The 25,842-nt window shown below is 74.3% G+C and carries 3 protein-coding genes; all 3 read left to right on the forward strand.

Annotated features, from left to right (window positions below; genetic code table 11):
* From ACZ5PB_RS38825 to ACZ5PB_RS38835, 3 genes are read left to right on the forward strand one after another with little or no spacing between them, the layout of a single operon-like run.
* A complete protein-coding gene (locus ACZ5PB_RS38825) occupies positions 1 to 12,666 on the forward strand; it encodes a non-ribosomal peptide synthetase (protein ID WP_468697930.1) in 12,666 nt (4,221 codons plus the stop codon).
* On the forward strand, positions 12,663 to 24,497 hold the full coding sequence (locus ACZ5PB_RS38830) for a non-ribosomal peptide synthetase (protein ID WP_468697931.1): 11,835 nt from the start codon (positions 12,663 to 12,665) through the stop codon (positions 24,495 to 24,497). The genes ACZ5PB_RS38825 and ACZ5PB_RS38830 overlap by 4 nt, the downstream gene beginning before the upstream one ends.
* Positions 24,494 to 25,786, forward strand: coding sequence for an MFS transporter (locus tag ACZ5PB_RS38835; RefSeq protein ID WP_468697934.1), 1,293 nt, complete (start codon positions 24,494 to 24,496; stop codon positions 25,784 to 25,786). The genes ACZ5PB_RS38830 and ACZ5PB_RS38835 overlap by 4 nt, the downstream gene beginning before the upstream one ends.
* Positions 25,787 to 25,842 lie beyond the last annotated feature (56 nt).

Genomic DNA, 25,842 nt, shown 5'->3' on the forward strand with positions numbered 1-25,842 from the left:
GTGGCGCGAACCACCCGCACCGTTGAAGACATCCTGCCGCTCTCCCCGCTCCAGAGCGGCCTGTTGTTCCACAGCGTCTTCGATGAGGCGACGCCCGACATCTACACCGTGCAGTCGACCTTCCACCTGGCCGGTCCGCTCGACGCGGACCGGGCCAGGGGGGCCGCGGAGGCGCTGCTGCGCCGCCACGCGAGCCTGCGGGTGGCGTTCAGGCAGCGCAAGGACGGGGAGTGGGCGCAGCTCGTCGCCGCCCGCTACAAGCTGCCGTGGACCGAGATCGACCTCAGCCACCTCGGTGCGGAGGAGGCCGACACGGAGGCCCGCCGGGCCACCCTCACCGACCGGGAGACCCGCTTCGACATCGGCCGCCCGCCGCTGATCCGCTTCACCCTCATCAAGACCGGCGCCGAGAGCCACCGGCTGGTCTTCACCATCCACCACACGGTCCTCGACGGCTGGTCGCTGCCGACCCTGCTCAAGGAGTTCCACAGCCTGTACGTGTCGGGCGGCGACGCCCGGCACCTGCCGTCCGTCGCCCCCTACCGCGACTACCTCACCTGGCTCTCCCGCCAGGACGCGGACGCCGCCCGCACCGCCTGGGACACCATGCTCGACGGGCTCGCCGCCCCCTCCCTGGTCGCGGGCAGCGGCGAGCACACCCCGCAGGACCCCGGCCGGTACGAGTTCGGCCTCACCGAGGAGCGCACCGCCGCCCTCACGGCACGCGCCCGCGCCGCCGGAGTCACCGTCAACACCGTGGTGCAGGCCGCCTGGGCGCTGGTCCTGGCCGGACTCACCGGCACCGACGACGTCGTCTTCGGCGTCACCGTCAACGGCCGCCCCGCCGAACTGCCCGGCATCGAGTCCATGGTCGGCCTCTTCATCAACACGCTGCCGCTGCGCATCGCACTGCGGCCCGGCGACAGCGCGAACGACCTCCTCGGCAAGGTGCACCACGCCCAGGCCGAAATGATCAACCACCAGTACGTGGGCCTCTCCGAGATCCAGCACCGCACCGGGCTCGGCCCGCTCTTCGACACCTCGGTCGTCTTCGAGAACTTCCCCTTCGACTCCGCGCCGGCCGTCTCCGCCGACGCGGATCCGCTGCGTGTGGTGCGCGCCGAGAGCCACTCCGCCAACCACTTCCCGCTCAGCCTCGTCGGCATGCCGCAGGACTGCCTGCGCTTCAAGCTCTTCCACCAGCCCCACCTGTTCGACGACACGGCTGCCGCCGGCATCGCCGCGCGCTTCCTCGGCATCCTGGACACCCTGGTGCGCGAGCCCGGACTCCCGCTGGGCCGCATCGACGTGATCGGCGCCGAGGAGACCTCCCGCGCCCTGGCCGCCTCCGCCGGACCCGCCGTCGGCCCGGACGCCATGGGCGCCACCCTCCCCGAACTGTTCACCGCGCAGGCCCAGGCCACCCCCGACGCGCCCGCCGTGCGCGCGGGCACGCAGGTGCTGACGTACCGCGAACTCGACCGGCGGGCCAGCTTCGTGGCCCGCGCACTGCGCGCCCGGGGCGCCGCCCCCGGCCGCAACGTGGCCGTGCTGCTGCCGCGCGGCACCGACCTGGTGGTGGCCCTGCTGGGCGTCGCCAAGTCGGGCGCCGCGTACGTACCACTGGACCCGGAACACCCGGCCGACCGAATCGCCGCAGTCCTCGCTGACGCGGACCCGCTGCTGGTCCTGACCGACTCCGACACCGCGTCCGTCGCCGGGTCCGGCTCCGCGTCCGCGTCCGGCACCAACACCACGCCCGCCACCGCGCTCCACGGCGTCGAGACGCTCGTCGTCACCGCCGACGAGGCCGACTCGTACACCGCGGCCCCGCACCCGAACGACCCCGCGTACCTGATCTTCACCTCCGGCTCCACCGGCCGCCCCAAGGGCGTCGTCGTCGAGCACCGCTCCGTCGGCGCCTATCTCGCCCGCGCCCGCGCCGCGTACCCGGACGCCGCCGGGCTCACCCTCGTGCACTCCTCCGTCGCCTTCGACCTGACCGTCACCGGGCTCTACAGCCCGCTCGTCTCCGGCGGCTGCGCCCACCTCTCCGACCTCCCGGACGCCGTCGGCGGCCCCCGCCCCACCTTCCTCAAGGGCACCCCCAGCCACCTCGAACTCCTCGACACCCTCCCCACCGAGGTCTCCCCGTCCGGCACCCTCGTGCTCGGCGGCGAAGCCCTGCGCGGCGAGGCCCTGCGCGGCTGGCGCGCCGCCCACCCCGACGTCACCGTCATCAACGCGTACGGCCCCACCGAAGCCACCGTCAACTGCCTGGAACTGCGCATCGAACCCGGCACCGAACTCGCGGAAGGACCCGTCCCGATCGGCCGCCCCTTCGCCGGCGCCCGCGCCTACGCCCTGGACGCGGCCCTGCGCCCGGTCGCCCCCGGCGTCCCCGGCGAGCTGTACGTCGCGGGCGTCGTGCTCGCGCGCGGCTACCTGGACCGCCCAGGACTGACCGCAGGACGCTTCGTCGCCGACCCGTACGGCCCGGCCGGAACCGTCATGTACCGCACCGGCGACCTGGTCCGCCGCCGCGAGGACGGCACCTTCGTCTACGCGGGCCGCGCCGACGACCAGATCAAGCTGCGCGGCTTCCGCATCGAGCCCGGCGAGATCGAGACCGCCGCCGCCGGACACCCCGCCGTCACCCGCGCCGTCGTCCTGGCCCGCGAGGACCGCCCCGGCGACATGCGCCTGGTCGCCTACGTCACCCCCGGCGACGTCGACCCCGACTCCCTGCGCGCCCACCTCGCCGCCGCCCTGCCGCCCTACATGGTCCCGGCCGCGATCGTCGCCCTGGACGCCCTGCCGCTCACCCCCAACGGCAAGATCGACCGCAAGGCACTGCCCGCCCCCGAGGAGACCGCCACCGCGCTCGCCGTCCAGCGGGTGCCGCGCGACCCCCGCGAGGAACTGGTCCGCGACCAGTTCGCCGGCGTGCTCGGCCTGGCCCAGGTCGGCGCCGAGGACGACTTCTTCGACCTCGGCGGCCACTCCCTGCTCGCGATCCGCCTGGTCAGCAGGCTGCGCGCGACGCTGGGCGTCGAACTGTCGGTCAAGCACCTGTTCAAGAACCCCACCCCGGCCTCGCTGGTGCGCTCCCTGGCGGACGCCGAGGAGGCCCGCCCGCCGCTGGTGCGCGGCGAGCGCCCCGACCGGATCCCGCTCTCCTACGGCCAGCAGCGGCTCTGGTTCCTGCACCGCATGGAAGGCCCCAACCCGGTCTACAACCTGGCCTGCGCACTGCGCCTGGGCGGACCCCTCGACCTGGCGGCACTGCGCGCCGCGTACGCCGACGTCGTCGAGCGCCACGAGAGCCTGCGCACCGTCATCGTCGAGGACGACCAGGGCGCCCACCAGCGCGTCCTCACCGGCATCCGGCCCGAACTCGACCCGGTCGACTGCACCGAGGAAGAGCTGGACGGTCTGCTCGCCGAGCACGCCGCCCACCCCTTCGACCTGTCCGCCGAGACCCCGCTCAGGCTCTCCCTGTTCCGGCTCGCCGAGGACCGCCACGAACTGCTCGTCCTGCTCCACCACGTCGCGGGCGACGGCTGGTCCACCCCGCTGCTCACCCGCGACCTGACCCGCGCCTACGCCGCACGGGCCGCGGGCGACGCCCCCAAGTGGACCGAACTCCCGGTCCAGTACGCCGACTTCGCGCTCTGGCAGCACGAACTGATGGGCGCCGAGGACGACCCGGAGAGCAGGTCGTCCCGCCAGCTCGCGTTCTGGCGCGAGACCCTCGCGGACCTGCCCGAGGAACTCGCCCTGCCCACCGACCGGCCGCGCCCGGCCGTCGCCTCCTACCGGGGCGACAACATCCCCCTCGCCGTCCCCGCCGACCTGCACCGCGCCGTCGCCGACTGCGCCCGCGCCGCCGACGTCACCGTCTTCATGCTCGTCCAGGCCGCCCTCGCGGTGACCCTCTCGCGGCTCGGCGCGGGCGACGACATCCCGCTCGGCTCCCCGGTCGCCGGCCGCCTCGACGAGGCCCTCGACGACCTCGTCGGCGACTTCATCAACACCCTCGTCCTGCGCACCGACGTCAGCGGCGACCCCACCTTCACCGAGCTCCTGGCCCGCGTCCGGGAGGCCGACCTGGCCGCCTGGTCCCACCAGGACCTGCCCTTCGAGCGGCTCGTGGAGGTCCTCAACCCGACCCGCTCGCTGGCCCGTTCGCCGCTCTTCCAGACCCTGCTGGCCTTCAACAACACCGCCGCGCGCGGCGAGGGCGCCCCGTCGGACGGCGAAGCCCTGCTCGGCGAGCTGACCGTGGCCAACCGAGGCGGCGTCGGCAGCGGCGTCGCCAAGTTCGACCTCGCCTTCAACCTGCGCGAACGCCTCACCGCCGACGGCGCCCCCGACGGCATGACCGGCATCCTCGAATACGCCGCCGACCTCTTCGACCCGTCCACCGCCGCCCGTCTGGTGGACCGCTTCGTCACCGTCCTGGCCCGCCTCGTCGCGGCGCCCGGCACCCGCGTCGGCGACATCGACGTACTCCTCGAAGGGGAGCGGCCCGCCGCCCTCGCCCTGCCGGCCGACACCCACCGCCCGCTCCAGGACCGCTGGTTCCTCGACCGGTTCGAGGCACACGCCGACGTACGGCCGAACGCGCCCGCCGTGCACGCGGGCGACACCACCCTGACCTACGCCGAGCTCAACTCCCGGGCCAACGCCCTCGCCCGGCTGCTGACCGAACGCGGCGCCGCCCCCGAGCGGTTCGTCGCCGTCGCCCTGCCCCGCACCGCCGACCTGCTGGTCACCCTGCTCGCCGTCCAGAAGTCCGGCGCCGCCTACCTGCCGCTGGACACCCGCTTCCCCGCCGACCGCATCCGCCGCATGATCGCCGACGCCGACCCGGCCGTCCTGGTCACGACCGGCGAACTCCTGCCCGGCCTGCCCGACGCCGCCGTGCCCACCGTCCTCGCCGAGGAGGCCGACACCTCCGCCTACGACGACGGCAACCCGCAACTGCGCGCGGCTGGCGGCAGTACCGCCTACGTCCTGCACACCTCCGGCTCCACCGGCGTCCCCAAGGGCGTCGTGGTGCCCCGCGCCGCCCTCGACAACTTCCTGCGGGCGATGGCCGACCGCTGCGCCATGACCCCCGAGGACCGGCTGCTCGCCGTCACCACCGTCGGCTTCGACATCGCGGGCCTGGAGCTCTACCTGCCGCTGGCCACCGGCGGCAGCGTCGTCCTCGCCGGCCCCGACACCGTCCGCGACCCCGAGGCGCTGCGCGCCGCCGTCACCGCGCACGGCATCACCGTCATGCAGGCCACCCCGACCCTCTGGCGGGCCGCCACCGGCAACGAGGCCCCGTTCCTCGCCGACGTCCGCGTCCTGGTCGGCGGCGAGGCACTGCCCGCCGACCTGGCCGCCGTACTGACCGCGTCCGCCCAAAGCGTCCTCAACGTCTACGGGCCCACCGAGACCACCGTCTGGTCCACCGCCGCCCCGGTCACCGACCCGGCCGCGATCCACCTCGGCACCCCGCTCGACAACACCGGCGCGTACGTCCTGGACGACCGGCTGCGGCCGGTCGCACCGGGCGTCCCCGGCGAGCTCTACCTCTCCGGCGCGGGCCTGGCCCGCGGCTACCTCTCCCAGCCGGGACGCACCGCCGAGCGGTTCACCGCCGACCCGTACGGCACCCCCGGCACCCTGATGTACCGCACCGGCGACGTGGTCCGCCGCACCCCGGCCGGCCTCCTGGAGTACGTCGGCCGCGGTGACCAGCAGGTCAAGCTGCGCGGCTTCCGCATCGAGACCGGCGAGATCGAGACCCTGCTCGCCGCCCACCCCGACGTCACCGCCGCCGCCGTCGGCGTGCGCCCGGCCACCAGCGGCGAGGACCGCCTGGTCGCCTGGACCGTCGGCGACGTCGACCCGCTCGTGCTCCGCGCCCACCTGGCCGCCGCCGTCCCCGAGTACATGGTCCCCGCCGCCTTCGTCGCGCTGCCCGAACTCCCGCTCACCGCCAACGGGAAGCTCGACCGCAAGGCCCTGCCCGACCCCACCGAGACCCACGACACCACCGGCCGCCCGCCGCGCTCCCCGCAGGAGGAGATCCTCTGCGGGCTGTTCGCCGAGATCCTCAACCGGGCCCGGATCTCCATCGACGACGACTTCTTCGCCTCCGGCGGCCACTCGCTCGCCGCGATGCGCCTGGTCGGCCGGATCCGCTCCGTCCTCGACGTGGACCTGCCCATCAGCGTCCTGTTCGAGGCACCCACCGTCGCCGCCCTCGCCGCCCGCCTCACCGGCGCCTCCGCGACCCGCGCCCCGCTGGTCGCGGGCCCCCGCCCCGACCGGATCCCGGCCTCCCCGGCCCAGCAACGGCTGTGGTTCCTCGGCCGGTTCGAGGAGCCCGGCAGCGCCACGTACAACGTCCCCGTCGTCCTGCGGCTGACCGGCACCCTCGACGAGGACGCCCTGCGCGGCGCCCTCCTCGACGTCAGCACCCGCCACGAGACCCTGCGCACCGTGTTCGCCGAGGACACCGAGGGCCCCCACCAGATCGTCCTCGAACCCGCGCCCGTACCGCTGACCGTCATCCCCGCCACCGAGCAGGAGCTGCCAGGACTGCTCACCGCGGCCGCCCGCACCGGCTTCGACCTCTCCCAGGACCGGCCGCTGCGCGCCCACCTGTTCGCCCTCGCCGCCGACGAGCACGCCCTGCTGCTGGTCATGCACCACATCGCGGGCGACGGCGGCTGGTCGGTACCGCTGCTGGTCAAGGACCTCACCACCGCGTACGCCGCCCGCCGGGCCGGCACCGCCCCCGCCTGGCGACCGCTCTCGGTGCAGTACGCCGACTACACCCTGTGGCAGCGCGAGGTGCTCGGCGCCGCCGACGACCCGGCGAGCGAACTGGGCAAGCAGCTCGCCCACTGGCGCGAGGCCCTCGCCGACCTCCCCGAAGAGCTCGCCCTGCCCACCGACCGCCCCCGCCCCCGCCGCGCCACCGGCCAGGGCTCCGAGATCCGCTTCCACATCCCCGCCGAACTCCACGCGGAACTGGAAGCGCTCGCCCAGCGCCACCGCGCCAGCCTCTTCATGGTCGTCCAGGCCGCCGTTGCGGTGACCCTCTCCCGGCTGGGAGCGGGCGACGACATCCCGCTCGGCACCCCCAGCGCGGGCCGCGTCAACGAAGCCCTCGACGGCCTCATCGGCTTCTTCGTCAACACCCTGGTGCTGCGCACCGACCTCTCCGGCGACCCCGCCTTCACCGAGGTCCTCGACCGCGTCCGCACCGAGTCCCTGGCCGCGTACGTCCACCAGGACGTGCCCTTCGAGCGGCTGGTGGAGACCCTCAACCCGAGCCGCTCGCTGGGCCGCCACCCGCTCTTCCAGACGATGGTCACCTGGAACAACGCGGGCCACGACACCGCGCAGCCGCTCACCCACGACCTCCCCGACCTGCGCATGCGCATCGGCGAGGTCACCTCCCAAGTAGCCACCTTCGACCTCCTGTTCGGCTTCAGCGACCTGCGCACCGAGCGCGGCGCCCCGGACGGCATCGCGGTCCGCCTGGAGTACGCCACCGACCTCTACGACCCGGCCACCGCCGACCTGTTCGCCACCTCCCTGCTCGCCGCACTCACCGCCGTCGCCGCCGACGCCGAACGCCCCGTGCACCGCATCGACCTCACCTCGGGCGCCGCCCGCGACCGGCTCCCCGTACCCGAGGCCCCGCGCACCCACCGCCCGCTCGCCGTCACCTTCGCCGAGCAGGCCGAGCGCACCCCCGACGTCACCGCCGTCACCGACGGCTCCGACACCCTCACCTACCGGCAACTGCGCGAGCGGGCGCACGCCCTGGCCGCCGAACTGCGCCGCCGGGGCCTGGGCCCCGAGGACCGGATCGCAGTCGCCCTGCCCCGCGGCACCGAACTCACCGTCGCCCTCCTCGCCGCCCTCACCGCGGGCTGCGCCTACGTACCCGTCGACCCCGAACTCCCCGCCGAGCGCATCGAGCTGATGCTCCGCGCCACCGCACCCGGCGCACTCCTCACCAACGGGACCCTCGCCGCCGGCCTCCCCGCCACCGGCGCCCCCCGGATCCTCATCGAGGACCCGCTGCCGTCGGCGACCACCGCCGAGGCACTCGGGGACGCCCTGCCCGACCACCCCGCCTACGTCATCTACACCTCCGGCTCCACCGGCACCCCCAAGGGCATCGTGATGCCCCACCGCGCGCTCGCCGGCCTGCTCGACTGGCACGAGCGGGCGGTACCGGGCCCGGCGGGCACCGTGGTCGCCCAGTTCACCGCCGTCGGCTTCGACGTCTCCGTACAGGAGATCCTCGGCGCGCTGCTCAGCGGCAAGACCCTCGCCGTCTGCCCCGAGGACACCCGGCGCGACCCCCGCGAACTGGCCCGCTGGCTCGCCGCGAACAAGGTCGCCGAGCTGTACGCGCCCAACCTCGTCATCGACGGCGTCCTGGAGGCCGTCCGCGAGTGCGGCGCCGACCTCTCCGCGCTGCGCCACCTCGTCCAGGCCGGTGAGGCACTCACCCTCCGCGAGCACGTCCGCGCCCACCACACCGACCACCCCACCGCCCTCCTGCACAACCACTACGGGCCCGCCGAGACCCACGTCGCCACCGGGTGGACCCTGCCCGCCGACGTCGACCGCTGGCCGGACACCCCGGCGATCGGCACCACCGTCGACGGCGCCCGCGCCTACGTCCTGGACGCCGCACTGCTGCCGGTCGCACCCGGCGTCACCGGCGAACTCCACCTGGCGGGCGACCCGCTGGCCCGCGGCTACCTCGACCGCCCCGACCTCACCGCGGAGCGCTTCGTCGCCGACCCGTACGGCCTGCCCGGCACCCGCATGTACCGCACCGGCGACCTGGCGAAGGTCACCGCCGACGGACAGCTCCACTACGTCGGCCGCGCCGACCACCAGGTCAAGATCCGCGGCTTCCGCATCGAACCCGGCGAGATCGAGGCCGCCCTCACCGCCCGCGAGGACCTCGCCCGCGCCGCCGTCGTCGTCCGCGAGGACCACCCCGGCGACAAGCGCCTGGTCGCCTACGTCGTCGCGGGACAGGGCCACCCGGCCCCCGCCACCGCCGACCTGCGCGCCCACCTCGCCGGACGGCTGCCCGCCCACATGGTCCCGGCCGCCTTCGTCGTCCTCGACGCACTGCCGCTGACCCGCACCGGCAAACTGGACCGGGCCGCCCTGCCCGTCCCCGTCCACGAGACCGCGCACACCCGCGCCCCGCGCACCCCGCGCGAGGAAGCCCTGTGCGCCCTGTACGCCGAGGTGCTCGGCCTCCCCTCGGTCGGCATCGACCAGGACTTCTTCGACCTGGGCGGCCACTCGCTGCTCGCCACCCGCCTCGTCGCCCGCGTCCGCTCCGTACTCGGCGTCGAACTCGCCGTACGGGGCCTGTTCGAGGAGCCCACCCCGGCCGGACTCGCCACCCTCCTGGACACCGCGGAAGGAGCCCGCCAGGCCGTCACCCGCCGCGAGCGCCCCGACCGCATCCCGCTCTCCTACGCCCAGCGGCGGCTGTGGTTCCTGCACCGCATGGACGGCCCCACCGCCACCTACAACATGCCCACCGCACTGCGCCTGTCCGGCGACCTCGACCACGAGGCGCTGTGGGCCGCCGTCGGCGACGTCCTCACCCGGCACGAGGCGCTGCGCACCGTCTTCGCCGACGACCCCGACGGCGGACACCAGATCGTCCTCGACCCCGCCGACGCGCTCTCCCGGCTCGGCTCCCAGGCCACCGTCACGGTGGCACCCGACGCCCTGGAGGACCAGCTCGCCCGGGCCGCCGCCAGGCCCTTCGACCTGGCCGAGGAGCCGCCGCTACGGGTCACCGTGCTGCGCACCGGACCCGGCGAGCACGTCCTGCTGCTGCTCCTGCACCACATCGCCACCGACGGCTGGTCCGCCCCCGTCCTGGCCAGGGACCTCACCCGGGCGTACGCGGCCCGGCACGCGGGCGAAAGCCCCCAGTGGTCCGAACTCCCCGTCCAGTACGCCGACTTCACCCTGTGGCAGCAGGAGGTCCTGGGCTCCGACGACACCCCCGGCGCCGCCGGCGAACAGCTCGCCTACTGGCGCGAGGCCCTCGCCGGACTGCCCGAGGAACTCACCCTGCCCACCGACCGGCCCCGGCCCCCGGCCGCCTCCCACCGGGGCGACGCCGTCGCCTTCCGGGTCCCCGCCGACCTGCACGCCTCACTGGCCGCCCTCGCCGGCGAGCACCGCGCCAGCCTCTTCATGGTCGTCCAGGCCGCCTGGGCCACCCTGCTGTCCCGGCTGGGCGCGGGCGAGGACATCCCCCTCGGCACCCCGATCGCCGGCCGCACCGACGACGCCCTGGACGAACTGGTCGGCTTCTTCGTCAACACCCTGGTGCTGCGCACCGACCTGTCCGGCGCACCCTCCTTCGGCGAACTGCTCGGCCGGGTGCGCGAGACGTCACTTGCCGCGTACGCCCACCAGGACGTGCCCTTCGAGCAGCTCGTCGAGGTACTCAACCCGGCCCGCTCGACGGCCCGTCACCCGCTGTTCCAGATCGCGCTGATGTGGAACAACAACGACGACCGGCTGCCGGACGACGTCGCCGACCGGTTCCCCGGCCTGGCCGCGAGCCCGATGCAACTGGGCACCCGGGTCGCGAAGTTCGACCTCACCCTCGCCCTGAAGGAGGCCCACACCTCCGACGGCACCCCCGACGGCCTGCACGGCCACCTCGAATTCGCCACCGACCTCTTCGAGAGGACCACCGCCGAAGACCTGGTGGCGCGCTTCGAGCGGGTGCTGCGAGCGGTGGTGGCCGCCCCGGACACCCCGGTGCGGGACGTGGACGTGATGGCACCGGGCGAGACCGAGAGGGTCCTCAATGAGTGGAACGACAGCGACACAGGAACACCCGGGGGCTCGCTCCCGGAGCTCTTCGCGGCGCGCGTGGCGCTCGCACCTCAGGCGACTGCTGTGGTCTTCGGTGGCGTGGAGGTCACCTACCGGGAACTGAACGCACGCGCCGACCGGCTGGCCCGCCGCCTGGTGGCACGCGGCGCGGGTCCGGAGAAGCTGGTGGCCGTGGTGCTGCCGCGCTCGGTCGACCTGGTCGTCGCCCTGCTGGCCGTACTGAAGTCGGGCGCCGGATACGTACCGGTGGACCCGGAGTTCCCCCAGGAGCGCATCGAGTACATCCTGCGCGACGCCGACCCCGTACTGACCCTCACCGAGGCCGACCTCGCACCGGCAGGCCCCGACGGTGACGGCGCCGACGACACCCCGCTCCCGGGCCGCTCCGGCGAGCAGACGTCGTACGTCATCTACACCTCGGGCTCCACCGGCCGCCCCAAGGGCGTGGCCGTACCGGACGCCGCACTGGTCAACTTCCTGTCCTCCATGCAGGACCGCTTCTCGCTCACGCCGACCGACCGGCTGCTCGCGGTGACCACCGTCGGCTTCGACATCGCGGGGCTCGAACTCTTCCTGCCGCTGCTGCACGGCGCCGCCGTCGTCCTCGCCGACAAGGACACCGTCCGCGACACCGAGGCACTCGCCTCCCTGCTCACCACCTCGGGGGCGACGATCGCCCAGGCCACCCCGAGCCTGTGGCACGCCCTCGCCGAGATCGACGGCATCCCGGCCGGGCTGCGGGTGCTTGTCGGCGGCGAGGCACTGCCCGCACCGCTCGCCCGCACCCTGGCGGCGGGCGGACGGTCCGTCACCAACCTCTACGGTCCTACCGAGACCACCGTCTGGTCCTCCGCGTCCGAGGTGACCGCCGACGGCGACGTATCCCTCGGCGGCCCCATCGCCAACACCCGCCTCTACGTCCTGGACGCCGCACTGCGCCCCGTCCCCCTCGGAGTGGCGGGCGAGCTCTACATCGCCGGATCCGGTCTGGCGCGCGGCTACCACCACCGCCCGGGCCTGTCCTCGGAGCGCTTCGTCGCCGACCCGTACGGCCTGGCGGGCACCCGCATGTACCGCACCGGCGACCTGGTCCGCCGCCGCACCGACGGCCGGCTCGACTACCTGGGCCGCACCGACTTCCAGGTCAAGGTCCGCGGCTTCCGCATCGAGCCCGGCGAGATCGAGGCGGTCGTCGCAGGCCACCCGGACGTCGCCCGCACGGCGGTCGTCGTCCGCGAGGACCGGCCCGGCGACAAACGACTGGTGGCCTACCTGGTGCCGGTCGTGGGCAGCGCCCCCGACGGGGACGTCATGCGCAAGCACGTCGCCGAGACCCTGCCCGACTACATGGTGCCGTCCACGTTCGTCACCCTGGACGCCCTGCCGCTGACCCCCAACGGCAAGCTCGACCGGGCCGCACTGCCCGCCCCCGACTACGGAAGCCTCGGCGAGGGCCGCGCACCGCGCACCCCGCAGGAGGAGGTCCTGTGCGGCCTGTTCGCCGAGATACTCGGCGTCGTGCAGGTCACCGTCGACGACGACTTCTTCGCCCTCGGAGGGCACTCCCTGCTCGCGAGCCGCCTGGTCGCCCGGGTCCGCGCCGCGCTCGGCAAGGAGATGAGCATCCGCGGCTTCTTCGAGAAGCCCACCGTCGCCGCACTCGCCGCGAGCCTCGAAGGCGCGCAGGCCACCACCACCCGCCCCGCGCTTCGCCGCCGGACCGCCGGCAACAAGGAGAACTCGTGACCACGCTGTCCTTCTCGCAGCGCCGCCTGTGGTTCCTCAACCAGCTGGACGGCCCGAGCGCGATCTACAACATCCCCACCGCCCTGCGGCTGACCGGCACCCTGGACCGGGAAGCCCTGCGCGCCGCCCTCGTCGACGTCACCGCCCGCCACGAGACCCTGCGCACCGTCTTCGGCGAGGGCCCCGAAGGACCCCAGCAGATCGTCCTGGACGCCGACTCGCCCGCCGCCGTCCCCGACCTGCCCGAGGTACTGATCGGCGCGGACGAGCTCGACGGGGCGCTGGAGCAGGCCGCCCGCCACGAGTTCGACCTGCTCACCGAGACCCCGCTGCGCTGCACCCTGTTCGACCTCGGCGACGACGCGTACGTCCTGATGATCCTGCTGCACCACGTCTCCGGCGACGGCTGGTCCGTCCCCGTCCTGGTCCGCGACCTGCTCGGCGCCTACGCGGCCCGGCACGCGGGCCACGCCCCCGGCTGGGAGGAACTCCCGGTCCAGTACTCCGACTTCACCGTCTGGCAGCAGGAACTGCTGGGCTCCGAGGACGACCCCAACAGCGTCATCTCCCGGCAGCTCGCCCACTGGAGCGCCACCCTCGCCGACCTCCCCGACGAGCTGGACCTGCCCACCGACCGGCCCCGCCCCGCGACGGCCACCCACCACGGCGACACCCTGCCCTTCAGCGTGCCCGCCGACGTCCATGCGGCCCTGCTGGAGCTGGGCCGCGCACACCGGGCCAGCCCGTTCATGGTCGTCCAGGCCGCCCTGGCCGCCCTGCTGTCCAAACTGGGCGGCACCACCGACGTCCCCCTCGGCACCCCCATCGCGGGCCGCACCGACGAGGCCCTCGAAGACCTGGTCGGGTACTTCGTCAACACCCTGGTGCTGCGTACGGACCTCTCCGGCACGCCCACCTTCCGCGAGCTCCTCACCCGCGTCCGCGCCGCCGACCTGGCCGCCTACGAGCACCAGGACATCCCCTTCGAGCGCCTGGTCGAGGTCCTCAACCCGCCCCGGGCGATGGCCCGCCACCCCCTCTTCCAGACCCTGCTGACCTGGAACGACAACGACCAGCGGCAGGCCCGCGGCGCCGCCGCCGAACTGCCAGGACTGACCGTCTCCGGCCACTCGGCCGAAACCCGCACCGCCCGCTTCGACCTCTCCTTCACCCTGGAGGAGCGCGCCCCCCGAGCGGACGGCACCCCCGGCGGCCTGACCGGCGCCCTCAACTACAGCACCGACCTCTTCGAGCGGAACACCGCCGAGCAGATCGCCGCCCGCTTCGTCCGGGTGCTCACCGCGCTGGTCGGCGCACCCGACGCACCCGTCGCCGCCGTCGACCTGCTGTCCGCCGACGAGCGGCAGCGGGAACTGGAGACGGCGAACGCCACCGGCCGTCGGACGCCCGCCGGTTCGGTCCCCGAGCTCTTCGCCGCGCAGGCCGCCCGCACCCCCGACGCACCGGCCCTCCTCTTCGGCGGTACGGAGATCAGCTACGCCGACCTCAACGCCCGCGCCAACCGCCTGGCCCGCTGGCTCGCAGCACGCGGCGCGGGCCCCGAGAAGCTGGTGGCGGTACTGCTGCCGCGCTCGGTCGACCTGGTCGTCGCCCTGCTGGCCGTACTGAAGTCGGGCGCCGGATACGTACCCGTGGACCCGGACTTCCCGCGCGAGCGCATCGACCACATCCTGGGCGACGCAGAACCGGTCCTCACCCTGACCGGCGCCGACCTCGCCGAGGCGGAGCTGAGCACCCACCCCTCCGACGACGTGCACATACCGGGCCGCTCCGGCGAGCAGACCGCGTACGTCATCTACACCTCGGGCTCCACCGGCCGCCCCAAGGGCGTGGCCGTCCCCGGCGCCGCACTGGTCAACTTCCTCACCTCCATGCAGGACCGGTTCGCCCTCACCCCCGCCGACCGGCTGCTCGCGGTGACCACCGTCGGCTTCGACATCGCGGGGCTCGAACTCTTCCTGCCGCTGCTGCACGGCGCCGCCGTCGTCCTCGCCTCCCGCGACACCGTCCGCGACGCCCCCGCACTGGCCCGCCTGCTCCACGAGTCGGGCGCCACCGCCATGCAGGCCACCCCGAGCCTCTGGCAGGCCCTCGCCGAGGCCGACGGCATCCCGGCCGGGCTGCGGGTGCTGGTCGGAGGCGAGGCACTGCCCGCGCCGCTCGCCCGCACCCTGGCGGCCGGCGGGCGGTCCGTCACCAACCTCTACGGTCCTACCGAGACCACCGTCTGGTCCTCCGCCTCCGAGGTGACCGCCGACGGCGACGTCTCCCTCGGCGGACCCATCGCCAACACCCGCCTCTACCTCCTCGACCAGGGCCTGCGCCCGGTCCCGGCAGGCGTCGCGGGCGAGCTCTACATCGCCGGATCCGGCCTGGCCCGCGGCTACCACCACCGCCCCGGACTGTCCTCGGAGCGCTTCGTCGCCGACCCGTACGGCCCGGCCGGCACCCGCATGTACCGCACCGGCGACCTGGTCCGCCGCCGCACCGACGGCAGCCTGGAGTACCTCGGCCGTACCGACTTCCAGGTCAAGGTCCGCGGCTTCCGCATCGAACTCGGCGAGATCGAGACGGTGCTCGCCGACCACCCCAACGTCGCCCGCAGCGCCGTCGTCGTCCGCGAGGACACCCCCGGCGACAAACGCCTGGTGGCCTACGCGGTCGCCGCCCCCGACCGCAGGATCGACCACGCGGTGCTCCGCAAGCACATGGGCGCCGCCCTGCCCGAGTACATGGTGCCCACCGCCTTCGTCACCCTCGACGCGCTGCCGCTGACCCCCAACGGCAAGCTCGACCGGGCCGCGCTGCCCGCCCCCGCCTACGGCGTGGAGAGCGCCGGCCGCGCCCCGCGCACCCCGCAGGAGGAGATCCTGTGCGGGCTGTTCGCCGAGGTGCTCGGCGTCGGCCGGATCACCGTCGACGAGGACTTCTTCGCCCGCGGCGGACACTCGCTGCTCGCCCTGCGGCTGATGACCCGCATCCGCGCCACCTTCGGCGTCGAACTCCCCGTACGCCAGCTCTTCGAGACGCCCACCGTCTCCGGGCTCGCCGGACTCGTCGCCACCGGCGACGCCGCCCGTATCCCGCTCACCGCCCACCAGCCGCGCCCGGCCCGCATCCCCGTCTCCTTCGCCCAGCGCCGCCTGTGGTTCCTGGGCCGCCTGGAAGGCCCCAGCGCCGCCCACAACATCCCCACCACCCTGCGGCTGACCGGCTCCCTGGACCGGGACGCCCTGCGCGCCGCACTCCTGGACGTCGTCACCCGCCACGAGACCCTGCGCACCGTCTTCGCCGAGGACGCCGAGGGCCCCCACCAGATCGTCCTGGACCCCGAACAGGCCAGGCCCGAACCGCAGGTCGTGGCCACCGACGAGGACGGACTGACCGCCGAGCTCCAGCGGGCCGCCCGGCGCGGCTTCGACCTGGCCGCCGAACCGCCGCTGCGCGTCCACCTCTTCGAACTCGGCCCCGACGAGCACGTACTGATGCTCCTCGTGCACCACATCGCCAGCGACGGCGGCTGGTCCACCCCGGTCCTGGTCCGCGACCTCACCGCCGCCTACACCGCCCGCAGCGCGGGCGAGGCACCGGGCTGGAGCGAACTGCCCGTGCAGTACGCCGACTACACCCTGTGGCAGCGCGAGGTACTCGGCTCCGAGGACGACCCCGACAGCCCCGTCTCCCGCCAGCTCGACCACTGGCGCACCGCCCTCGCCGACCTCCCCGACGAGCTCGGCCTGCCCACCGACCGGCCCCGCCCGGCCGAGGCCACCTACCGGGGCGACACCGTGCCCCTCACCGTCCCCGCCGAACTCCACCAGCGCCTGGAGAGCCTCGCCCGCGACCACCAGGCCAGCCTCTTCATGGTCGTCCAGGCAGGGCTCGCCGCCCTGCTCGCCAAGCTCAGCGGCACCACCGACATCCCCATCGGCACCCCCATCGCGGGCCGCACCGACGAGGCCCTGGACGACCTGGTCGGCTTCTTCGTCAACACCCTCGTGCTGCGCACCGACGTCTCCGGCGACCCCACCTTCCTCGACCTGCTCGCCCGCACCCGGCAGACCGACCTCGCCGCGTACGCCCACCAGGACGTGCCCTTCGAGCGCCTCGTCGAGGTACTCAACCCGGCCCGCTCGATGGCCCGCCACCCCCTCTTCCAGACCATGCTGGCCTTCAACAACGTCGACCAGCGGGCCGCCCTCGGCGAGGGCCGGCTGCCGGGACTGACCGTCTCCGGCAGCCAGGTCACCACCGGCATCGCCCAGTTCGACCTGCTGCTCGCCGTCGCCGACGGCCGCACCGACGACGGCGCCCCCGCCGGACTCACCGGCCACCTGGAGTACAACCTCGACCTCTTCGAGAAGGACAGCGCCCAGACCCTCGTACGACGCCTCCTGCTGCTCCTGGACGCCGTCAGCCGACAGCCCGAACTGCCGCTCAGCCGCGTCGACCTGCTGGAGGACGACGAGCGCGGGAAGATCCTCGGCGACTGGCTCGACACCGCCCGCGAGACACCCCGCGCGACCCTGCCCGCCCTCTTCGAGGCACAGGCCGCCCGCACCCCCGACACCCCCGCCGTCCGCTTCGCGGACCGCACCCTGACCTACGCCGAGCTCAACACCCGGGCCAACGCCCTGGCCCACCTGCTCACCTCGCACGGCGCGGGCCCCGAGGACTTCGTCGCCATCGCGCTGCCGCGCACCGAACTGACCCTCGTCGCCGTCCTCGGCGTCCTCAAGTCCGGTGCCGCCTACCTGCCGGTGGACCCCGAGTACCCGGCCGACCGCATCGCCCACCTGCTCGGCGACGCCGCCCCCGCCCTGCTCCTCACCTCCGCCGCCGCAGCCGCCCGGCTGCCCGAAGGCGGGCCGCGCCGCCTCGTCCTGGACGCCCCCGACACCGCTGCTGCCCTGGCGGCCGGCCCCGCCCACAACCCCACCGACCGCGACCGCCGCGCCCCCCTGCTGCCCTCGCACGCCGCGTACGCGATCTACACCTCGGGCTCCACCGGCCTGCCCAAGGGCGTCGTCGTCCCGCACGAGAACGTCGGCGACCTCGCCGCCTGGGCGGTCGAGCAGTTCGGCCCCCTGGGCATGGCCCACGTGGTGGCCTCCACCTCGCTCAACTTCGACGTCTCCGTCTTCGAGATGTTCGGCCCGCTGCTGTCCGGCGGCACCGTCGAAGTGATGCGCGACGTACTGGAACTCGCCGACCCGGCCCACGCGGGCCGCTCGTTCGGCCTGGTCAGCGGAGTGCCCTCGGCCATGGCCCAGATCGTCGGGGACGGCGGCCGACTGGTCACCGCCCGCGAGGTCGTCCTCGCCGGCGAAGGGGTCTCCGCCCACGACGCCAACGCCATCGTCAGCGCCGTCGGCGCCCGCCGCTTCGCCAACATCTACGGCCCCACCGAAGCCACCGTCTACGCCAGCGCCTGGTACACCGAGGACGAGATCACCCGCGTCCCCCCGATCGGCGCCCCCCTGCGCAACACCCGCCTCTACGTCCTGGACGCCGCCCTGCGCCCCGTCCCCGTCGGCGTCACCGGCGAGCTCTACATCGCCGGACCCGGCCTGGCCCGCGGCTACCACCACCGCCCCGGCCTGTCCTCGGAACGCTTCGTCGCCGACCCGCACGGCCCGGCGGGCACCCGCATGTACCGCACCGGCGACCTGGTCCGCTGGGACGCCGAAGGACAGCTCGACTACCTGGGCCGCACCGACTTCCAGGTCAAGGTCCGCGGCTTCCGCATCGAACTCGGCGAGATCGAGTCCGTACTCGCCACCCACCGGGACGTGGCCCGCGTAGCCGTCATCGTCCGCGAAGACAGGCCCGGCGACAAACGCCTGGTGGCGTACGTCGTCCCCAACCGTGCGGCCGCCGACCGCACCACCACCGACCGCGCGGCCGCCGAGCACCTCGCCGCCGGCCTGGACACCGCCGGCCTGGCCGGCTCCGACCTGGGCACCGCTGGCCTGGCTGCCACCGACCTGGGCACCGCTGGCCCGGCCGCCCCCGACCTGGACACCGCCGCCCTGCGCGCCCACGTCGCCGCGGCCCTGCCCGCCCACATGGTGCCCTCCGCGTTCCTCGCGCTGGATGCCCTGCCGCTCAACCCCAACGGCAAACTCGACCGCGCCGCCCTGCCCGCCCCCGACCACACCGCGCCCCGCGAGGGCCGGGCCCCGCGTACTCCGCACGAGGAGTTGCTGTGCGGGCTGTTCGCCGAGGTTCTCGGTGTGCCGCAGGTGTTCCTCGACGATGACTTCTTCACCCTCGGCGGCCACTCCCTGCTCGCCACCCGTCTCGCCGGGCGGATCCGCACCACCCTCGGCGAGGAACTGACCATCCGGCAGTTCTTCGAGACGCCGACCGTGGCCGGTCTCGCCGCCGTGCTCGGCGACGGCGGACCCGCCCGCACCCGGCTGCTGGCCGGCGCCCGCCCCGACCGCATCCCGCTCTCCTTCGCCCAGCAACGCCTGTGGTTCCTGGGCCGGTTCGAGGGCCGCAGCCACACCTACAACGTGCCCACCGGGCTGCGCCTGTCCGGCACCGTCGACCACGACGCGCTCAAGGCCGCCCTCGCCGACCTCACCGCCCGCCACGAGACCCTGCGCACCGTCTTCGCCGAGGACGCCGAGGGCCCCTACCAGACGGTGCTCGCCCCCGACCAGGCCCGCCCGGAGCTCCCGCTGATCCGCACCACCGAGGCGGACCTCGGCCGGGCGCTGGAGAAGGAAGCCACGTACGGCTTCGACGTCAGCGCCGAACCCCCGCTGCGCGCCCGCCTGTTCGAGGTCGGCCCCGAGGAACACGTACTGCTCCTGCTGGTCCACCACATCGCCACCGACGGCTGGTCCATGCCCCTGCTGGTCCGCGACCTGACCGCCGCATACACCGCCCGCTGCGCGGGCCGGGCGCCGGGCTGGAGCGAACTGCCCGTGCAGTACGCCGACTACACCCTGTGGCAGCGCGACCTGCTCGGCTCCGAGGACGACCCCGACAGCCTCGCCTCGCGCCAGCTCGACCACTGGCGGCAGACCCTCGCCGGACTGCCCGAGGAACTGGACCTGCCCACCGACCGGCCCCGCCCGGCCGTCGCCTCCTACCGGGGCGACGTCCTGGACGTGGAGATACCGGCCGCCACCCACGCCCTCCTCGCCGACCTCGGCAAGGAGCATCAGGCCAGCCTGTTCATGGTCGTCCAGGCGGGCCTCGCCGCCCTGCTCGCCAAGCTCAGCGGCAGCACCGACATCCCCATCGGCACCCCCATCGCGGGCCGCACCGACGACGCGCTGGAGGACCTGGTCGGCTTCTTCGCCAACACCCTCGTACTGCGCACCGAGGTACGGCCCGAGGAGAGCTTCGCCGACCTGCTCGCCCGGGTACGGGAGACCGACCTCACCGCGTACGCCCACCAGGACGTGCCCTTCGAGCGCCTGGTCGACGTCCTCAACCCGGCCCGCTCGATGGCCCGCCACCCGCTCTTCCAGACCATGCTCACCTTCGACAACGTGGCCGCCCGCAGCGCCGCCGAGGCCGCCGGGGACGACGCGATGCCCCAACTGGCCGCATCCGGCCAGGGCGTGGGCACCGGCGTCGCTCGCTTCGACATGATGTTCCGGCTCGGCGAGCGGCCCGCCGCCGACGGCCGCCCCGCCGGGATCGCCGGCGTACTGGAGTACGCGGGCGACCTCTACGACCGCAGCACCGCCCGCGCCCTCGCGGACCGGCTCGTCGCCGTACTGACCGCGGCGGCGGCCCGCCCGCACGCCCCCGTCGGCTCCCTCGACAGCCTGCCCGAGGCGGACCGCGAGCGGCTGCTCGTGGAGTGGAACGACACCGCCAGGGACCTCCCCGCCGACCACCTGCCCGCGCTCTTCCGCGCCCAGGCCGCCCGCACCCCCGACGCACCCGCCCTCGAATTCGAGGGACGCGTCCTGGACTACCGCGAGCTCGACCTCCGCTCCGAACGGCTCGCCCACGCGCTGGCCGCCCGGGGCGTGGGCCCCGAGGACCTGGTGGCCGTCGCCCTGCCCCGCACCGAGGAACTGGTCGTCGCGCTCCTCGCGGTCCTCAAGTCCGGTGCCGCGTACGTGCCGATCGACCCCGAATACCCGGCCGACCGGGTCGGCTACATGCTCGACGACGCCCGCCCCGTACTCCTGCTCACCGACCACGACACCGCCACCGCGCTGCCCGCGGACACCGCCCCCGAGGTGCCGCGCCTGGTCCTCGACGACCCGGAGACCGTCCGCGCCCTCGACGCCACCACCGGCGACCAGCTCGCCACGGCCCGCGCGCTCGCCCCGCCGCACCCCGACCACCCGGCGTACGTCATCTACACCTCGGGCTCCACCGGCCGCCCCAAGGGCGTCGTCGTCGGCCACGGCAACCTGCTCAACCTGCTCAACGCCATGCGCGACCACCTCTCGATGACCGAGGACGACCGGCTGCTGGCCGTCACCACCGTCGGCTTCGACATCTCCAACCTGGAGCTGTGGACCCCCCTCGCACACGGCGCCCAACTCGTCCTGGCCGCCCGCGAGACCGTCAAGGACCCGCACGCCCTGGCCCGGCTCGTCGAGACGTCCCGCGCCACCGTCCTCCAGGCCACCCCGACCACCTGGCAGGGCCTGGTCAACGCCCGCCCGCAGGCCCTGCGCGGCCTGGCCAAACTCGTCGGCGGCGAAGCTCTCCCCGGCCCGCTCGGCACCGCCCTCGAAGAGCTCGGCGGCACCCTCACCAACGTCTACGGACCCACCGAGACCACCATCTGGTCCACCGCCGCCGTCCTCGACGCCGGCACCAGCGCCCGGCCCCCGATCGGCCGCCCCCTCGACAACACCCAGGTGTACGTCCTGGACGGCGGGCTCCGCCCGGTCGCCCCGGGCGAGGCGGGCGAGCTCTACATCGCGGGCCTCGGCGTGGCCCGCGGCTACCTGCGCCGCCCCGGCCTGTCCGCCGAACGCTTCACCGCCGACCCCTTCGGCCAGGCCGGCACCCGGATGTACCGCACCGGCGACCTGGTCCGCTGGAGCCCCGACGGCGTACTCGAATACATCGGCCGCACCGACCACCAGGTCAAGCTCCGCGGCTTCCGCATCGAACTCGGCGAGATCGAGGCTGAGTTGACGGCGCATCAGGAAGTGGCGCAGGCCGTCGTCGTGGCGCGCGAGGACACCCCCGGCGACAAACGCCTGGTCGCCTACGCCGTCCCCGAGCGCGGCGACGGCACCCGCGACACCGAACAGGAGAACCGCCAGGTCGAGGAGTGGGAGGCCGCCTACGACGCCCTCTACGACGACAGCGCCGCAGACACCTCCGCCGACGGCACCTCCTCCGCCGTCCCCTTCGGCGAGGACTTCGGCATCTGGCGCAGCACCTACACCGGCGACCCCATCCCGCTGGAGGAGATGCGCGCCTGGCGCGCGGGCACCGTCGAGCGGATCCTCGCCGACCGCCCAGGACGCGTCCTGGAGATCGGCGCGGGCACCGGCCTGATCCTCGCCCACGTCGCCCCGCACTGCGAGAGCTACTGGGCCACCGACCTCTCCGGCGCCGTCGTCCGGCGGCTGCGCACCCAGGTCGCCGCCCGCCCCGACCTCGCCGACCGGGTCATCCTCTCCGCCCGCCCCGCCCACGACATCGAGGGCATGCCGCTCGGCGCCTTCGACACCGTCATCCTCAACTCGGTCGTCCAGTACTTCCCCAGCGCCGACTACCTCACCGACGTCCTCGCCAAGGTGATGCGGCTGCTGGCCCCCGGCGGCACCGTCTTCGTCGGCGACGTCCGCAACCTGCGCACCCTGCCCGCCCTGCGCGGCGCCGTCGCCCTCCAGGACCGCGACCCGGCGGACCTCGCGACCGCCGAGAGGGACCAACTGCGCGCCGAGACCGAGCGCACCGTCGCCCGCGAGAAGGAACTGCTGCTGGCCCCCGACTGGTTCACCGCACTGCGCGAGACCCTGCCCGGCGTCCGGGGCGTGGACCTGCGCGTCCGGCGCGGCACCCACCACAACGAACTCACCCGCCACCGCTACGACGTCGTCCTGCGCACCGCGCCCGGCCTCGACGTGGCCGGCGCCCCGGAGCTCGTCTGGGGGGAGCGGATCGGCTCCGTCGAGGACCTGGTCGTCGAACTCACCCGCCCCGACGCCCCCCGCGTCCTGCGCGTCACCCGCATCCCCAACCGCCGGGTGCTCGCCGAGACCCGCGCGGTCCGCGACCTCCTCGGCCAGGAACAGCGCCCCGCCGCGCACGCGGCCACCGCCGTCGACCCCGAGGAACTGCACGCCCTCACCGAACGCACCGGCCACCGCGTCGCCCTCACCTGGGCGGGCACCGGCGACGACGGGGCGGGCGAACTGGATGCCGTACTCGTCGCCGAGGACACCGCCGCCGACCACAGCACCGCCGACCACGGCACCGCCGGGGGACTCGACGGCCTCACCCTCACCGGGGTGTACCGCGCGGCCCCCGACCCCGCCCGCCCCCACCACAACGACCCCGCCCGCTGGCGCGAGGACGCCGGGCTCGGCACCGTACTGCGCGACCGCCTCAAGGAGGCCCTGCCCGCCCACATGGTGCCCGCCGCCGTCGTCACCCTCGACGCGCTCCCACTCACCCCCAACGGCAAGGTCGACCGCAAGGCGCTCCCCGCCCCCGACTTCTCCGCGGGCACCACGGGACGCCCCCCGACCACCCCGCGCGAAGAGCTGATGTGCGCCCTGTTCGCAGAAGTCCTTGGCCTGGCCCGCGTCGGCCTGGACGACAACTTCTTCGAGTGCGGCGGCCACTCCCTGCTGGCCACCCGGCTGGTCGGCCGGGTCACCGCCGTCCTGGGCGTCGACGTACCGCTGCGCCGCCTCTTCCAGGCACCCACCCCCGACGCCCTGCTGCGCGCCCTCGAACCGGCGGACGCGCAGGACGGGCACGGCGTCCTGGTCCCGCTGCGCGCCTCCGGCACCGCCTCGCCGCTGTTCTGTGTGCACCCCGCCGCCGGACTGAGCTGGTGCTACCTCGGACTGCTCGCCCACCTCGGCCCCCAGTACCCGCTGTACGGGCTCCAGGCGCGCGGCACCGACGGCAACGAGGTGCTGCCCGCCTCCATCGAGGAGATGGCCGTCGACTACGCCGACCAGATCCGCGCCGTCCGCCCCGAGGGCCCCTACCGGCTGCTCGGCTGGTCGGTCGGCGGCACCGTCGCCCACGCGGTCGCCGCCGAACTGGAGCGCCGGGGCGCCGAGGTGGAACTCCTCGCGATCCTGGACGCCTACCCGGTCGCCGACGCCGTCGGCACCGAACCCCCCTCCGAGGCCACCATCGTCGCCCACAACCTCCGGGCCATCGGCTTCGACTTCCAGGAGGGCGAACTCACCGCCGAGACCTTCCCCATCGACCGCTACCGGGCCTTCCTGGCCCGCGAGAACAAGGTCATGGCCCGCTTCGAGGCGCACGAGATCCTCGCCATGAAGGACGTCTACGTCAACAACACCCGACTCATGTGGTCCCACACCCCCACCCGGTTCAGCGGCGACGTCCTGTTCGTCACCGCCGAACGCGACCGGGGCGCACTCGCCCTGGAACGCGGCCACCAGGCCTGGGAGCCGTACGTCGGCGGAGTGATCGAGAACCACCCCGTCGACTCCGACCACGAGGGCCTGATGACCCGCCCCGGACCGATCGCCCACGTCGGACGGCTGCTCGCCGACCGGCTGGCGGACCTCGACGCGGCCGGCGCCACCGGTGCGGCCGCCGAGGACCACGTACGTAGAAATACCGTAGGGGCAGCGCCCAGGCTCGGCGCATGACAACAACGGACGAGAGCACGGTTGCGGCGACCCCCCTTCGCCGCAACCGCGACTTCCTCCTGTTGTGGACGGGCAACTGGCTGCAGTTCTTCGGCTCCCGCATGGGAGGCGTCTGCTACCCGCTGCTCGCGCTCCAGATCTCCGGCGGGTCGGCCCGTGCGGTGGGTCTCGCCTCCGCGGCGGCGGTCCTTCCCTTCGCCGTCGTGCAGCTGCCCGCCGGAGTTCTGGTCGACCGCTGGGACCGCCGCACCGTGATGCGGGCCTGCGCCCTCGGCCGGGCCCTCGTCCTGGGCACCCTCGCGGTCGCCGCCTACCTCGACGCGCTCTCCGTCGGCGTGCTGCTCGCACTGATCGCCGCCGACGTCTCCCTCACCATCGTCGCCAACCTCGCCGAACGGGCCGCCGTACGCACCGTGGTCCCGCCCTCCCAGCTCACCGCCGCGCTCTCGCAGAACGAGGCCCGGGTCAGGGTCGCCGGACTGCTCGGCGGCCCGGCCGGCACCGTGCTGTTCACCTGGGCGCGCTGGAGCCCCTACCTCGGCGCCGCCGTCGGCTCGCTCGCCGCGGCCGTCCAACTGCGCTTCATCAAGGCCGACTTCAGGCCACCGGCCAGAGCGGAGCACCGCCGGATCAGGGACGACCTGGCCGACGCCGTGCGCTGGCTGCGCGGACAGCACGTGCTGCGCGCCGTACTGCCCGTCGTCACGCTGGCCGCCGTACTCCTCCAGGTGGTCCAGCTCTCCCTCGTCGTACTCCTCGTCAAGGAACAGGGCCACCCGGAGTCCACGGTGGGCCTGGTGCTCGGCATCAGCGGCTGCGGCGGCGTGCTCGGCGCGCTCACCGCCCGCTGGTGGATGGCCCGTTGCCCGATGCCCGTGCTGCTGCTCGGCGGACTGGCCCTGTGGGCCGGGCTGATGACCGGCATGGCGCTGGCCTCGGGCCCCGTCCTCATGGGCGTGCTGTTCGCCGTCATGAACGCGGTCGGCGCGGTCTTCGGCGTGGCCACCGCCGTCTTCCAGATGACCACCACCCCCGAGGAACTCCAGGGCCGGGTCGCGGCCCTGGCCGGACTGATCACCGCCGCCGGATCCACGTTCGGCGCGTTCGGCGCGGGCACCCTCCTCGCCGAATGGGGCGGCACCCGCTCCCTCCTGACCGCCGCCGGAGGCATGGCCCTGCTCGCCCTGACGGGCACCCTGATCCCGTCCGTCCGCCGCGCCCACCACACCGGACCCCCGCGCCCCGAGCCGCATGCGCAACCCGGCTCAGAGAGCGTCCTGACTCCCTGAACTACCGCTCCCCGCACCGGACTTCGCCGTACACCCGCCCATGCCCAGCCGCCCGA

It is taken from the genome of Streptomyces sp. NPDC032721, from assembly GCF_055579625.1.

Bases quoted from the DNA above. Each gene is read 5' to 3' on its own strand.
- ACZ5PB_RS38835 (WP_468697934.1), top strand. From the start codon at position 24,494: ATGACAACAACGGACGAGAGCACGGTTGCGGCGACCCCCCTTCGCCGC.